General features: G+C 64.5%; 13 protein-coding genes. 3 read left to right on the forward strand and 10 right to left on the reverse strand.

What is annotated here, in order from left to right; genetic code table 11:
* Positions 1 to 128: 128 nt before the first annotated feature.
* Positions 129 to 500: a winged helix-turn-helix transcriptional regulator gene (locus JR065_RS10530; protein ID WP_241093533.1), complete on the reverse strand. Its 372-nt coding sequence runs from the start codon at positions 498 to 500 to the stop codon at positions 129 to 131.
* A 46-nt stretch (positions 501 to 546) separates the two neighbouring features.
* Between JR065_RS10530 and JR065_RS10535 the strand changes: the two genes are divergently transcribed.
* From JR065_RS10535 to JR065_RS10545, 3 genes are all read left to right on the forward strand, one after another.
* Positions 547 to 1,362 (forward strand): SDR family NAD(P)-dependent oxidoreductase, encoded by an 816-nt coding sequence (locus tag JR065_RS10535; protein ID WP_206234085.1) that lies wholly within the window; start codon positions 547 to 549, stop codon positions 1,360 to 1,362.
* A gap of 373 nt (positions 1,363 to 1,735) precedes the next feature.
* Positions 1,736 to 2,995 carry a hypothetical protein gene (locus JR065_RS10540; RefSeq protein WP_206234087.1) on the forward strand — a complete coding sequence of 420 codons (1,260 nt, stop codon included), beginning with the start codon at positions 1,736 to 1,738 and terminating at the stop codon, positions 2,993 to 2,995.
* A 337-nt stretch (positions 2,996 to 3,332) separates the two neighbouring features.
* Entirely contained in the window at positions 3,333 to 3,728 is a 396-nt protein-coding gene (locus JR065_RS10545; protein ID WP_206234088.1) for a hypothetical protein, read from the forward strand.
* Positions 3,729 to 4,111: 383 nt separating this feature from the next.
* Here JR065_RS10545 and JR065_RS10550 read toward each other — a convergent pair whose 3' ends face one another.
* From JR065_RS10550 to JR065_RS10590, 9 genes are all read right to left on the reverse strand, one after another.
* Entirely contained in the window at positions 4,112 to 6,235 is a 2,124-nt protein-coding gene (locus JR065_RS10550; protein ID WP_206234089.1) for a peptidase domain-containing ABC transporter, read from the reverse strand.
* Positions 6,236 to 6,315: 80 nt separating this feature from the next.
* A complete protein-coding gene (locus JR065_RS10555; RefSeq protein ID WP_206234091.1) occupies positions 6,316 to 7,449 on the reverse strand; it encodes a hypothetical protein in 1,134 nt (377 codons plus the stop codon).
* Between the two features lie 16 nt (positions 7,450 to 7,465).
* Positions 7,466 to 8,455 (reverse strand): 2OG-Fe(II) oxygenase, encoded by a 990-nt coding sequence (locus JR065_RS10560; protein ID WP_206234092.1) that lies wholly within the window; start codon positions 8,453 to 8,455, stop codon positions 7,466 to 7,468.
* Between the two features lie 76 nt (positions 8,456 to 8,531).
* The gene (locus JR065_RS10565) at positions 8,532 to 8,705 is read right to left on the reverse strand and encodes a hypothetical protein (RefSeq protein WP_206234093.1); all 174 of its coding nucleotides are present in this window, start codon (positions 8,703 to 8,705) and stop codon (positions 8,532 to 8,534) included.
* An 89-nt stretch (positions 8,706 to 8,794) separates the two neighbouring features.
* Positions 8,795 to 9,841, reverse strand: a complete 1,047-nt coding sequence (locus JR065_RS10570; RefSeq protein ID WP_206234094.1) for an MvdC/MvdD family ATP grasp protein — start codon at positions 9,839 to 9,841, stop codon at positions 8,795 to 8,797.
* A complete protein-coding gene (locus JR065_RS10575; protein ID WP_206234095.1) occupies positions 9,838 to 10,422 on the reverse strand; it encodes a hypothetical protein in 585 nt (194 codons plus the stop codon). Before JR065_RS10575 ends, JR065_RS10570 begins: the two co-directional genes overlap by 4 nt.
* Positions 10,423 to 10,442: 20 nt before the next feature.
* On the reverse strand, positions 10,443 to 11,009 hold the full coding sequence (locus JR065_RS10580) for a DUF6817 domain-containing protein (protein ID WP_206234097.1): 567 nt from the start codon (positions 11,007 to 11,009) through the stop codon (positions 10,443 to 10,445).
* A 26-nt stretch (positions 11,010 to 11,035) separates the two neighbouring features.
* The gene (locus tag JR065_RS10585; protein ID WP_206234098.1) at positions 11,036 to 11,644 is read right to left on the reverse strand and encodes a 2OG-Fe(II) oxygenase; all 609 of its coding nucleotides are present in this window, start codon (positions 11,642 to 11,644) and stop codon (positions 11,036 to 11,038) included.
* 68 nt (positions 11,645 to 11,712) lie between these two features.
* Complete coding sequence (locus JR065_RS10590; protein WP_206234099.1) at positions 11,713 to 12,975, reverse strand: HlyD family secretion protein; 1,263 nt, start codon at positions 12,973 to 12,975, stop codon at positions 11,713 to 11,715.
* Positions 12,976 to 13,464: the final 489 nt, after the last annotated feature.

Raw genomic sequence — 13,464 nt, forward strand, 5'->3', positions numbered from 1 at the left:
TCCGGGTGCATCGGCGTGCACCGAACGCGCGCCGGCCGTGCCAGGCGCATTGTGCTATCGGGCACGCGCGATCGCATGAACTCGTGCAGACCCGCGTTGCGGACCGCACCGCTGCGGGCACGGCAACCCTAGGCCGACCGGTTCGCCGAAAAATCGCGCATCGCCTTGAGCACCGGCCGCAGCCGCCGGCCCCGCTCGGACAGGCGATATTCGACCCGCAGGGGTTTCTCGCCGAAATCGACGCGTTCGACCAGGCCGTCCGCCGCCAGTTCGCGCAGGTGCTGCGTCAACATCTTCTGCGAGATGCCCGCCAGGGACCGCCGCAGCTGCGCGGTCCGCAGCGAAGGATCCGCATACAGCCGAAACAGGATGGGCAGCTTCCAGCGTCCCTGGATCGCCTTCATCAACCCGGTCACGTGCGCGACCGAACCGTCGGGGCCAAGACAGGCCTCGCGCTGCCCGCGGTCGGGCACCAAAAGGTGCGTACTTGTGTCGTCCATCGGCCGATCTTACGTTGCGAAGGCACCCGCAGCACAAGGCCCCGCCATGGACCTGGACCTCGACGGCAAGACCGCGCTCGTCACCGGCAGCAGCAAAGGCATCGGCGAAGCCATCGCCCGGAAGCTCGCCGCCGAGAACGCCGTGGTCGTCGTGCACGGCCGCGACCAGGCGCTTGCCGAGCGGGTCGCCAACGATATCGTCGTGCAGGGCGGCCGCGCCCATGCCGTGTCCGGCGACCTGACCGATGCCGACCAGGCGCAACGCCTGGCCGCGGACGCGCAGCGCCTGGTCGGCCCGATCGACATCCTGGTCAACAACGCCGGGGGCTCGGGCGGCGCCAGGGACAGCTGGGCCACGACGCGAGCGGACGCGTGGGCCGGCGCGTACGACCGCAACGTACTGGCCGCGCTTCGCATCACCACGTGGCTGCTGCCCGGCATGCAGCGAGCGCGGTGGGGCCGGGTGATCAACATATCCAGCCTCGCCGCCACGATGCCTCCGGCCTTCGCACCGGACTATTCGGCATGCAAGGCGGCCATGAACGCCATGACCGCGTCGATGGCGAAGGCGGTGGCCGGCGACGGGATCACGGTCAACGCCGTGTCTCCCGGGACCATCCACAGCGCCACGCTCGATGCGCGCTTCCGCCAAGCCGCTGCCGAACGTGGCGTAGCCGACGAGGATGCGCCGTGGGCGCAGATCGAGCAGGCCATGCTCCCGCTGTTCGCGCAGGTGCCCCTCGGCCGGGTTGGTCGACTGGATGAGGTCTCGGCTGCGGTCGCGTTCCTGGCCAGCGCCGTCGCCGGCTACATCACCGGCATCAACCTGCGAGTGGATGGCGGCATGTCTCCGGGTCTGTAACGCCGGCGGCATCGCGCGCAGTACGGCCGCGCTGCGTGCCGTCGCGACCATGCCGGCGGCGCCTGGCGGCCGCCGCCGCTTGCAGCCGAACCGGCCCACAGGCCTGTGCAAGCAGCATCGACAACCGGTCCGATTTCTTCGGCGGCGCACAAAACGGCGAGCAACGCGGACCGGAGCGGCGATTACCTGCGCTTTTTTTCCGCGCGCCATCGCCATCGCCGTGAAGCGCATTCCGCGGCGTGGCACCTGGGGTAGACAAGTCCCGGCGCCCGCGCCGGACCCACCTGTCCATCACAGAAAAACCGGCTTCGCGCTTCCTACAGTCCGCCCGGTCGCGGCTTCGCCACGACCTTCCATCCACAGGAGAGCGACGATGAACCTCGAACGGGTGTGCGCGCGACTGGCGACTGCAGGAACGAACACGATCAAGTCCCAGGGATTGGGCCTGGCCCTGGCGGCGGCGCTGGCAGGACTGTCCGCAGGCCCGGCCGAGGCGGCGGCGCCGCCGGCGGCGGTGCCGGGCGATGCGCTGACGCGGGCGCAGGCGCTGGACCACGACCTGCCCGCCATCGCCGCGGCGCTGGACGTGGACCCGGCGCGTGCGCGCAGCATCATGAACGTGCAGGAGCACGCCGCCGAGCTGGCCGAGCAACTGCGCACGCGCCATGCCGGCCGGCTCGCGGGCGTGTACATCGAGCACGCCCCGGTGGACCGGCTGGTGGTGCGCCTGACCGGCGCGCAGGCGGTGCGTCCGCAGTTCCACACCTTCGGCACCGACACGCTCGAGGTCGCCTTCGAGACCGGCGCGGCGCACACCGTGGCGCAACTGGCCGCCGGCCTGGAGCGGGTACTGTCGTCCGGACTGCGCGACAAGGCCTCGGGGATCCACGCCGGCTACGTGGACGAACGCGCCGGCGCCGTCGTCATCGAAGTGGATCCCGACACCCGCAGTCCGGCGCAGCTGACCACGCGGCTCGAACGGCTCGCCGGGGTGCCGGTGCGCGTCGACGCGGCGCCGCGCTCGGTGCCGCAGGCGGTGTATGGCAGCGGCGTACTGTCCTCGCAGTGCACCACCGGGTTCGCGGTCAACCATGCGGCCAGCAACCAGCATGGCGTGCTCACCGCCGGGCATTGCGACACCGGCGCGGCGCAGACCTACACCGGCCTGGATGGCGCCGTGCACACGCTGAACGAGGTGGCGCTGCTGGCCAACGCGAATGCGGACCTGCTCCGGCTCGGCAATACCGCCGTCGCCTTCGGCGGCTATTTCTATGCCGACGCCTGGCGCGCAGCGACGGGACGGCGCACACGCGGCGCGACGACGACCGGTGCCGTGCACTGCCACTATGGACAGAGCGGCGGCTACAACTGCGGCAGCGTCCAGTCCACGGTATCCAGCCCCGGCAGCATCTGCGGTCCCAACAACAACCTCGCCTGCAACGCGGTGTACGTGCGCGTGGCCGGCGCGTCGCTGTTTTGCGCTGGCGGCGACAGCGGCGGACCGTGGTTCACGGCATCGACCCTCGCCGCGGGCATCCACTTCTCCGGGCCGTTGGCGGGCGGCAGTCCGTGCCACTACACGAGCACCGATTGGGCCTACGACAGCCTGGGGCTCAACCTGCTCTATCCGTAGCGCCTGGCACCCCCGTGGCCGCCCAGGCAGGGTTCATGGTCGGCCGGTATAAACGGCCGATCTCCCTTCGATCATGGAAAGCACGATGCGAGTACCGGGAATTGCACTGATGATGTGCCTGGGCGCCACGGGATGCAGCAGGACGGACGACACGGCGCCGAAGCCGGATAACGCGGGGGCTGCGGCTGCGGCTTCGGCTTCCGCTCCGGCTTCTGCTTCAACTCCGGTTCCGGCTTCTACTCCGCCCCCTGCTCCGGCTTCTGCTTCACCGGCCGCAACGCCGCCGACGGCGCCGCCCGATGAGGCCGAGCCGGACACCGGCCCGATCGTGCAGCGGTTGCGCGAGCAGTATGCGGACCGGCTGGCCGGGCTCTACTACGAGCGCGAGCAGCGCCGGATCGTGGTCCGGCTCACCGGCGCCAAGCCCGTCGCGCCGCAGACGCACGCCGTCGCCGGCGGCCACCTGCAGGTGGTATTCGAGCCTGGCGCAGCGCATTCGTTCGCCGAGTTGAACCGCATCATGTCCGACAGCGCCACCAGGATCGATGCGGCATTGCCGACGGCGCACGGCCGCTACGTGGACGAGCGCACCGGCGCGATCGTCGTGGCGATCGCACGCGGCAGCGTAGGCGGCAAGGCGAAGGAGACCGAGCTTACGCAAGCGCTCGGGGTGCCGGTACGGATAGAGGTCGAGCCGCCTGCGGTGCTGCAGGAGCGGCGTGAGACGCCATAGCGATGTAAAGAGGCGCATAGCCGCCGCACTGTGCCGCTGGCCCACCTGCGGCCACAGAACGCATCGGCCACCGAGCCTTCGAGCATGGTCGAGCATGGTCGAGCATGGTCGAGCAACGCTATATCGCTCCGCCGTCTCCAGACCAGTGCACGGCGCAGAAAGGGAGCGCAATTGAGCGGAGGTGAGCCCGGCAGCCACTGCCTGCTTGTGTAGCTATAGGCCGCCGACAATGTGCAGTGCGGAATCAATCGCATGCCTGTCCGTTCGGTGCTGGCTTGAAGGAGCTTGGCTTCCGAAGACGCCAGGAATTCCGGCCTGCCAGGGCAATGCCCTCCGCGCATCGGCCGAATCTTCAACCGCTACACTCCGACACCCAATACTGTCTAACTTGCTCCCACCCCGGCAGGTTCTAGCTCGACCACAGCGATGTGCGCCCCGCCCGGCGCCACGCCACGGGTTACCACGCGGCCTTTTTCCACCACCAGTACCCGGTCCGCGCTATCGATTGTCTCAGGGCGGTGGGCTACGATGACCTTGGTCAGCTGCATCTGCTTCACCGCCTCGTTGACCCGGCGCTCTTTGCCGACATCCAAGTGGCTGGTGGCCTCGTCCAAGAACAACAGCCGCGGGTCCCGGTACAGGGCGCGAGCAAGAATGATCCTCTGCTTTTGCCCGCCCGATAGCGAGCTCCCCATATCGCCTATCAGGCTGTGATAGCCCATGGGCATCGCCACCACCTCCTCGTGAATCGATGCAAGTCGCGCTGCCCGCTCAATCCGCTCCTGATCCAGGCCCAGGCCGAAGAACCCGATGTTATCGGCGATGCTACCGGCAAACAGCTGATCGTCTTGCATCACTGCACCAACCACGTTCCGCAGACTGCGCATGCCCGGGCCATGCAGGTCACGCCCACCGATGAGAATCCGTCCCTCGGTTGGCTTGAGCAAGCCAAGCATCAACTTGACCAAGGTGGTCTTGCCGCAACCCGATTCGCCAGTGATAGCCACGGACTCGCCGGCTTCGACGACGAAGCTGCACTCCCGCAGCACCCAAGGCTCGCCATCTCCATAGCGAAAGGAGAGATTCTCGACTTCGATCCGAGTGTCCACGGGTGGCGGAAGCTCGACCTCATCATCCATTTCTTCCGGCTCCGCCAGCGCGATGTCGGAGAGACGCTCTGCGTGCAGTCGCAACATCCGGAACTCTATCCATGCGTCGACTAAACCACCCACGCGCTGCGCGAACAGATCCTTGTAGGCCAGGTAGGCTACCAGCATGCCCACTGAAAACACATTGGACATGGCGAGCATGGCGCCAATCCAGATCACTGCAATCCGCTCCGCCCCGAATACCAATTGGCTCGCGCTGGCATATCCGAGCCCCATCTTGGCGAGGCGCAATTCCTCATTCACCGTATCGACCATCAAGTTGTCGTTGGTTGCGCGCCGCGAAGACTCCTGGCCTGCGACCTTCAAGCTCTGGATTCCGCGCAGGGATTCCAGCAAATAAGTCTGCTGGCGTGCGCCTGCAGTCAACTGCTGTTCGGTTCTATCGCGTAGCGTCTTGTACGAAATAGCACGGATGGCGGCATACAATCCGACTGCGGCAAGGGTCACGAGCGCGAGCTTCCACGAATACATCAGCATCAACGTCAACGTAATCACGGCCATTAGCCCGTCAATGATGGCCTCCAAGAAGCTGGTGGTCAGCACGGTCTTGATTTCCCGCACCGAATTCAGGCGTGAGACGATGTCTCCCAGGTTGCGTTTCTCGAAGAACTCAAGGGGCAAACACAACAAGTGTCCAAATATGTTCCCCATCCACTGCAGGCCGAAGTGCGAAGACAGGAATACCACGGACCAACCGCGCAGCAGGTTGATAGCCACCTGTAGCAACAGCGCCAACCCGAAGCCAATTCCAAGCACCGCCAGCATGTCGCGATCCGCCGACACGAGCACCTGGTCGACCACCCATTGCATGAAGAACGGGGCGAGCACTACAAAGACCTGCAGCGCCACCGACAGTGCCAGCACCTGCGCAGACGACCGCCACAACCCCCGCACCGATCCCGTCAGCCTGGCCAGGCTGATCGACGGCTCCACGTTGCGCGACCTGAATTCAGCAGCGGGGGTCAACTCCAACGCTACCCCGGTGAAGCGTTCGGAAACCTCCGGGTAGCCCAGGTGCCGCTCTCCGAGCGCCGGATCATAAACCACGACCTTGGAGCGCCCTGCCCGCACCAGCACCACGAAATGGTTGAGGTCCCAATGCAGGATGCAAGGCATGGCCAGGCGCGGAAGATCCTCCAACTGAACCCGCAGCGCACGGGCGGAAAAGCCGACCTGCTGTGCTATCTGCACAAGGCGATCCAACCGGATGCCCTTCAGCGATAGCGCAAAGCGCCTGCGCAGCTCGGCCAATCCCAGGCGCAAGCCGTGATGGTCGGCCACCATGGCAAGCGAGGCCAGACCGCATTCGGCAGCCTCTGATTGAAGGATGACTCTCATCGTTGGGCCTTCCGATCCATCATCGTCACTTCGCACCTTGCGCTGCTGCTCACTGCCGTGTCGGCCATGCCCTGCTGCCCTCAATCAGGCACGGGCGTTGGCGCGTCACGCTGGATCCGGAACAAGGTCAGGCGCGCCCACGCCACGCCCTGTGCACCGTTCTCCTGGATGTCGGAAAAGGACACCAGCACCGAGCCGTCGGCCAGCCTGTGCGCGGAGGGCGCAAAAGGATTGAAGTGAAGCCGGTCAGTCAAAAGCTGTTCAGGACCGAGCGAGCCGTCGATACCCACGGACCGCCGGTACAGATCGAAGCCAACCGGAAAGCGCGCCGCCTTGCCCTTGAATGACGGATACACGTAGTACACGTCCGTTCCGCCATCCTGACGCGGCAATGCAAAGGCATCATGCACATCGGCCTTGTTCGGCGCCTTTGGTGGCGACAACTCCACCGGCTCGGACCACACTGCGCAATCGCGACTGACGCTGTAATACGTCGCCATATAGCCCCCACTGGGGGGCCGCTGAAAGCTGAAGAAGCATCCATCCTTCCCCATGGGCACCACGCGCGGATAGGCCACCCGGGACGAAACCAGCTTGATCGACTCGCCCGGCCTATCGCCACCATGCCAGCGTTGCCATTGCGGGCCAGCTTCGTCACCGCGGAAGGTCAGCATCACGTCCTTTCCCGAACCAACCCATCTTGGAAGCTGGCTGAGCCGGTTGAGCCCCTGCGCATCGCTCAAGCGCTGTGGCGCGGCGAAGCGGGCACCGTCCGCGCGCGCGCGCCACAGACGCACTGTGCCCAGCCCGGCGTCGCTGCTGGCGAAATAGAGCCAGGTTCCGCCGTTGCTCCTGATGTACACCGGGCCATCCTCGACCTCGCCACCAAACGATAGACGCGCTGGCGAGGATACGCTGCGTCCGTCGAGGGACGATATCTGCCACAGCCGCGACGAATCGATGTCGCCGTGTTGATACTGGGCGTACACCAGCAGGAAGCCACCGTCAGCCATCGGTGTCACCGTCGCCTGACGGTCGACGCCGCCGCTCTGGTGACTAACCCAGACGTCCTGCTCGCCTACAGGCAGTTTCACCGCTTGCGGCAGCGGCCTGGCTTCCTCCTGCTTCTGCGCAGGTTGCCGGGCCTGCGTGGCGCCAAGGACCGAGCACAGCGCCGCGAGGACAAGAAAGGCACACGAAATACGACGTTTCATTTCAGTCAACCTCGGCTCATGCAGGGTCCGCGCACCAGATGTTGCATGCATACTTCACGCCACCGGCGACCGCCATGCCGGCATGCAACGCACTCCCCTCGACATCGCCCCCGGCCGATCGGCGGTTGCGGAACATCAGCAGGCCGCCCCGTTTTGGTCTTACCCTCAGATCCAGCAGCGGGAACAAGGTTTCCCCGCCCTCGAATCCATCGTTGAGATAGGCCAGCATCGTCCAGCCGCGCGAAGCGCGATCACCCCGGGCCACGGGCACGTCGTAGTGTGGCGAGAACTTCTCGCCCGCCTCGTACCGTACACATTGAAGCGGTTCGAAACGCTCAGCCTCCACGCCTATCAGCGCCGCTGCGCGGCGTACGATGCTGTCGCACAGCGGCCCAGAACAGGAAGCCGACTGGCTAGTGCGGCCGCTGGAACGCACTTCGCTGTGCAGGCTGCCATCGGCACTGACCATACTCCGACGGAACAAGGGATCGGCCTCACCCACGAGCTGTCGACACTCTTGCTCCGATATGAATTCCTCGACCAGTCGCAGTGCCAGGTCATGCGACGCACCCCTATCCAAGGTGGCACCTGTCCCGCTCGACCGGTCGTCGCCAAGGGCGAGACATACCCCCGTCCAACGCGCCACGAAATCGCTCCATGCTTCCAGCCACCAGCCGTCGCTGCCGTTGTAGCTAAGCACCGATTGCCCGTCGATCCGGGCCACGACAACAAACTCATGCGCTCCGTTCAGCCGTATCTGCGCCAGCACGGGCAGGCGTCCCAGCCGCAACTGCGTCGCATCGGCGCGGAACCCCAAGGTTTGCACGCCCAGTTCGGCCAACGCATCGGCGGCATGCTGCAGTGTAAATTTGTCCCGGTACCAGCGCGGTGCTCCCTTCAGCGCGACCTCGGCCGACGACACGGGCTGACCCGCCATCCGCGCGGCAACATCGATCACCGCCAGATGGGGGCAATGCTTCTTGAGTATGGAGTGTTCGAGTTGCATGGATCGCCGCTCCCTGCATTGGCGCATCAAGCGATGCGAGCCCTCGCGGGCTCGCATCGCAATGTAGCGAGACCGGTTAGACGGGTCCCGGCTGGGGGCCTACGCCATCGGTCTTCGGGGTGGTGGATACCGGGGGCAGAGTCGGAATCCCGTCACCGTCGCCGCCGGCGACCAGTTCCATCTCCTCCTTCGACAGGATGTGACCGAGCACGCGCGATTCCAGGTCCTTCTTCAGATCGTCATTCTTCATGTCGTTGCTTCCTTAGTTTCATGGCGCCGGAATTGACGCCACATATCTGCGCCAGCACCTGGCGCAAATCTATGAAACGCGCGCCTGGCTCAGGCCAGCTCGGCGTCCGTTTTTCGATAGTCCTTGATGAACTCTGCAAATCGAATGGGCGCTGCATGGGGTCGATAGCGCCACTGCGGCGATGGATCAGCGAGAAACTCGCAGAACATGTCCAGTACCGGCAATTCAGGACACCAGTCTTCCAGGAACAGAAACTGTCCGGCCTGGTTGGCTTCGAGGAATGTCCATTCGCCGTCGCTTCCGACCAGGAAGTCGAAGCCCGCCGAGACTAGCCCAAGACGCTCCATCAGCGCGAGGCAGCGGATTTGCACGTCCTCGGGAACGTTCGCCCGCTCACAGCACTCGATCGCTCCTTGTACCAAGCGCCAATCCAAGCAATCATGCGAGGACACGTCGATCTTGATGGCCGCGCACTGGCGTCCGAAGAACTGCGCGCGTACCTCATATGCGTGCTCGACACGACGCTGGTATATGCCGGGAACGGCACGCAGCACTGGATCGTTCGGCAGATCGGCCTCCCTTACCCGAGCCGTGTAGGTTGCCCTACGGCGCCCCTCCTGCAACCAGACGTAGCCTTGCAGCGGCTTGTAGATGCAGTCGGCGTGCTGGCCGAGGAATGCGCGAATCTCAGCGGGATCGTTTCCGATCAGGGTCTCAGGGATGCGCAAGCCAATCTCGACCGCGCAGGTGAGTTGGTGGATCTTGTTTTCCGCCCTGGCCACCGACTCGACGGGGTTCACCCATTGAGCGCGCGCCAGCAGCTGATACAGTCCGTCGCGTGCGGCCGAGACTTCGCGACGCATGAACGGCGCGTCCTCATCGGCTACCGGGCTGGTCTGGATCGACTCGTATGGGCGGCGGTTCCAGACCACGCCGATGGACTCCAGCGATATGGGCCGTCCGCCCAGATCCAGGCGCGTCTGCGATCCCTGTGCGTCGAAGCGCAGGCTCAATGTATCTGCGCGTGTCAGGTTGTCGCTGCTCAGGCGATGCACCGTGCGACCCTTTACACGCATGGCATATTCCACCGCCAGCGCATGAAAATCCTCGCTCCCGGCCACGATCAGCAGTTTCACGGCGCAATCCCCGTGCGGGGGCCGGTATGGCGACGGCCATCAAAGCGATGCCCGGCCTGCGGACCGTCGACATCGACGTAGTGCAGGAACAGCTGCAGCCAGTTGCCTTCAGCCAGGGGCTCGCGCCAATGCGGAAGATCGGCTCCCTGGAACAGCAAGGCATCGCCCACTGCAAGCTCGATCCGTTCCACCTGTCCCTTGCTCTCCAGCAGGATGGGCCACGCCGGAGGTGCTCCTTCATGGCCGACAGTCAGGGTGAGGCTGTATTCGCAGGAAGCACGATCCGTATGCTTGTCCAGTCGCGATTCCGGCGTGTAGAAGCGCAGGAACGAGTAGGTAGGGAAAAGCCGCTTTCCGACCAGTTTTTCCACCTCCGGCAACAGGCGCACCAGCAACGCTTCCCCAAAGGCGTCGGAATACCTACCCAAGGAGCAGGTGCTTTGCTCGAGCTTGAAGTAGTTCCCCGCCATCACATAGCTCTTTGCGTATTCGAAGTAGAGCCACATGATCTCTGGCAAGACGAGTCCCTCCAACTGCACGAAGCGACGCTGCATGAAGCTGTGCTTGCGGTCTTCGTTCATCAGGCGTTCTCCCACTTGATCTATGGATGAGTAGTGAGAGCGGCCGGAGCGGCGCTCTCATGGGCGGCTGCCAGCGCAGCGAGCATCTGCGGACGCAGCCCCGCACCTGCTCTCACCTGCGCCCAGTGGAAGAGATCGCGCAAGAAGCGTTGTCCACTGCCTTGTTCGATCAGGTTGGCGCACTCGATCTCGATGAGGCCGCCTAGCGCCTCGGCTTCTACGGAAATGAGCTCACCGGTGTCTCGATGCCTCAGCACTCCGGTGTCGAAGGCTTCGAGGAAGGCATCGGGGCGGTTGCTGACGCAGAAGAGGTAAACGAGGCGCTCGGCCTGCGCACCTATCATTCGCACGACCAACGAGCGATCGGCCACGTCGAGCCGGCGCAATGCGAACACATTGGTGCCGTAGACGCTGTGGAACAGCCCTGCGGCGCCGACCGCGGGCGGGCAGGACCAGGACTGCAGGATGCTGTATGTTCCTGCGAGATGCTCCAGCAACGTCCGGCCGGAATGCGGCACCTGGTCCGAACGCAGTATCTGCAGGTACTCCAGCAACTCCGGCGGAAGCTCGGCTACGGCAGAGGCCATGGAATGTGGGGCGGCCCTGGACATTGCTAATGCGCCACCTGGGTCTTGAACACCACGGTGATTCTCAGCTCTGGACATTCGCGACTGGGCGAGCGCGCAACGTGCGGGGTCGCTCCGCGGAAGACGGCCACACGGCCGGGCCTGGGATATACCGCGTGGGTAATGTCGCCGGTTTCAGGCACCACAAATACGGTCTCGCCGGACCAATTCGGATGCCATACGCCATGGGCGTAGTAGACCACCGTGAGATAGTCGTCCTTGTCTGAGCTGTCGGTGTGCACATAGCCCTCCACCCCATAGGTGTGAGCGTTGGCATAGACCCGAATGGGCTCTTGCCCGGCCAGCACCGTGTCCGCCAGGCATTTCCACAGTTCGTAGATGGGCTGGGCCTGGGCATTGCTGGCAAGTTCGTCGAGGCAGCCGGCGCGGCTGCTCTTGTCTCCGCCCGCGAAATGCGCGTGCCAGAATCCAAAGCGGTCATGTTCCTTCACCGACTTCCAGCCATACGCCCAGATCGGTCGGCGCACCAGTCGCAACACCTCAGTCTGCAGGGCGTCGGGAACAAGATCATCAACCACGTTTACCCCGCCTAGTGCGGGAATACCTGGCACTTTCGATCGCTTCTTGGTAGCCACGGAATTACCTCCTCTTGACAGAAAGGAGCTACGTTGGCGCTACTTACGCTGACGTAACGTTCAACGCGTCACAGGGACAAGCCGCCATGGGAGTACAGAGGCTCAAAGATCCACTCGATGAGCCGACTTCGCTCACCGAGGATGTCAGCCTCCAGCGCCATTCCAGGCTTGAGTTGCTCGGGCTTGCCGTAAGCCAGGATGTCCTGGCGCGACAGAGAAACGGTGACCCGATACATGGGTTCGCTCACGGCGCCCAGTCCATCCATCAGTGCTGCGACTTCCACGGGACTGAGCGCGCTGCGGCTAATCTGCTTCACCCGGCCTTCCTGATGGCCGAACTTCTGGTACGGATACGCCTGGTAGCGCAGCAGCACCTTGTCGCCCGGATCGATAAAGCCGATCGCCCGACTGGGCACCAGCAGCCCTGCTTCCAAACGCCCGTCCTGTGGCAATACGCTCATCAGCGGCTGCCCGGCTTCCACCGCTTGGCCTGGCTTGAATAGCTGAGTAGCGACCACGCCGCTGACCTGCGCCGTCAGCGCCAATTCGCCACGTGCGAGAGTCTCAACTTGTTCCTGTTCCAATTGCGCCAGGGCGGTACGCAAGCCGGCTTCGCCGACTTGGCGTTGTACCGGCAGTGCGCGCAGGGATTGCTCAAGCTGCGCGATCGAGCGCTCGGCGCCGATGGCCTGGCGCTGCAGCGCCTGCCTATTGCTGACCTGTTCCAGCACCTGGGTCCGTTGCTGCTTGATCTGCAACTCACTGACGTAGTTGCCGCTGCGTAGCCGCTGCAGGCGTTCCAACACCTCCTCGTCCAGCGTTACCTGCTGGTTGCGAGTGGTGATTTCTTCGCGGATCTTTTCAAGTTCGCGACGAGCGTTGGTGAGTTGCTCCACCAGGCCGTTGCGTTGCGCGTCCAGCAAGTCCTGATCTGCGAGACGCGTATCCTTGAGGCCTTGGGCACGCCGGCGCAGGCGCGCCTCGACTGCGGCCAGTGCGTCCCCGTCGCTGAGCGTCGCCCGTGGCACTGTCAGGACCGCAACGGTCTGCCCCGCCTCGACACGGCCGCCTTCTGTCACATCGATGCGCGCAATCACGCCCGTTGCGGGCGCCAACACGGTCGCCATGCCGCGCATCGGCATCAGTTGCCCGACCACGCGGGAGCGCTTGGTGTAGTGACCGAACACGAGAAACAGCACCACCAGGGCCGCCGCGCACAGCGAGAATATCGACAGTACCCATAGGCTAACGGGTTGTGCGAGGCAGATGCGGCCTAACCAGCGATTGTGTTTTGCCTCGACAGCTTCCTTGCGAAACAGGCTTTGCGCCATCGCTCACGGACTCCATTCCTTCGCTTGGTCCGAGCTTCTTCCAACAAAGGCCGAATGTCAACCCATGCGATGCGGTGGCCGTTCGGGCCGTTCCAACGGAGAACATCATCTGTCGGCACGCTCGGCATCGCGCTATTCGCCACCACGATCAGGCGCTTGTGGCGGGCTCCCGTCACTGGCGATCGTCGCCAACTTCTCGACGGCGTGGTCCACGCTTTGGCGATACCGCTTGCACGCCACGACGCAGCCGCAGGTCTGCGAGCAGTCCGCGCGGTGCCTCGCACTGCTCGTCTGGCACTGAAGAAGGCCAAGCGTGTCGGCATGTTTCGAGCGCAGCGCAGGATGGACGTACGAGCCGCAGCGGTCGCCGCGCGCTCTGGATCGGTCGAATGGCAGTCAATGCCGGTATGGCGAAGCTCGGCCAAGGATTGCATTGACCTGGCCAATGCAGTCTCGCACCCACGCTCCGTAGCAATTCAAGACGCGGTC

The sequence above is a fragment of the Xanthomonas sp. genome, assembly GCF_017163755.1.
Lineage (GTDB): Bacteria > Pseudomonadota > Gammaproteobacteria > Xanthomonadales > Xanthomonadaceae > Xanthomonas_A.

Coding starts and splice junctions, on each gene's coding strand:
- JR065_RS10575 (WP_206234095.1), bottom strand. CDS start 10,422: ATGAACGAAGACCGCAAGCACAGCTTCATGCAGCGTCGCTTCGTGCAG.
- JR065_RS10535 (WP_206234085.1), top strand. CDS start 547: ATGGACCTGGACCTCGACGGCAAGACCGCGCTCGTCACCGGCAGCAGC.
- JR065_RS10555 (WP_206234091.1), bottom strand. CDS start 7,449: ATGAAACGTCGTATTTCGTGTGCCTTTCTTGTCCTCGCGGCGCTGTGC.
- JR065_RS10590 (WP_206234099.1), bottom strand. CDS start 12,975: ATGGCGCAAAGCCTGTTTCGCAAGGAAGCTGTCGAGGCAAAACACAAT.
- JR065_RS10530 (WP_241093533.1), bottom strand. CDS start 500: ATGGACGACACAAGTACGCACCTTTTGGTGCCCGACCGCGGGCAGCGC.
- JR065_RS10565 (WP_206234093.1), bottom strand. CDS start 8,705: ATGAAGAATGACGATCTGAAGAAGGACCTGGAATCGCGCGTGCTCGGT.
- JR065_RS10550 (WP_206234089.1), bottom strand. CDS start 6,235: ATGAGAGTCATCCTTCAATCAGAGGCTGCCGAATGCGGTCTGGCCTCG.
- JR065_RS10580 (WP_206234097.1), bottom strand. CDS start 11,009: ATGGCCTCTGCCGTAGCCGAGCTTCCGCCGGAGTTGCTGGAGTACCTG.
- JR065_RS10560 (WP_206234092.1), bottom strand. CDS start 8,455: ATGCAACTCGAACACTCCATACTCAAGAAGCATTGCCCCCATCTGGCG.
- JR065_RS10540 (WP_206234087.1), top strand. CDS start 1,736: ATGAACCTCGAACGGGTGTGCGCGCGACTGGCGACTGCAGGAACGAAC.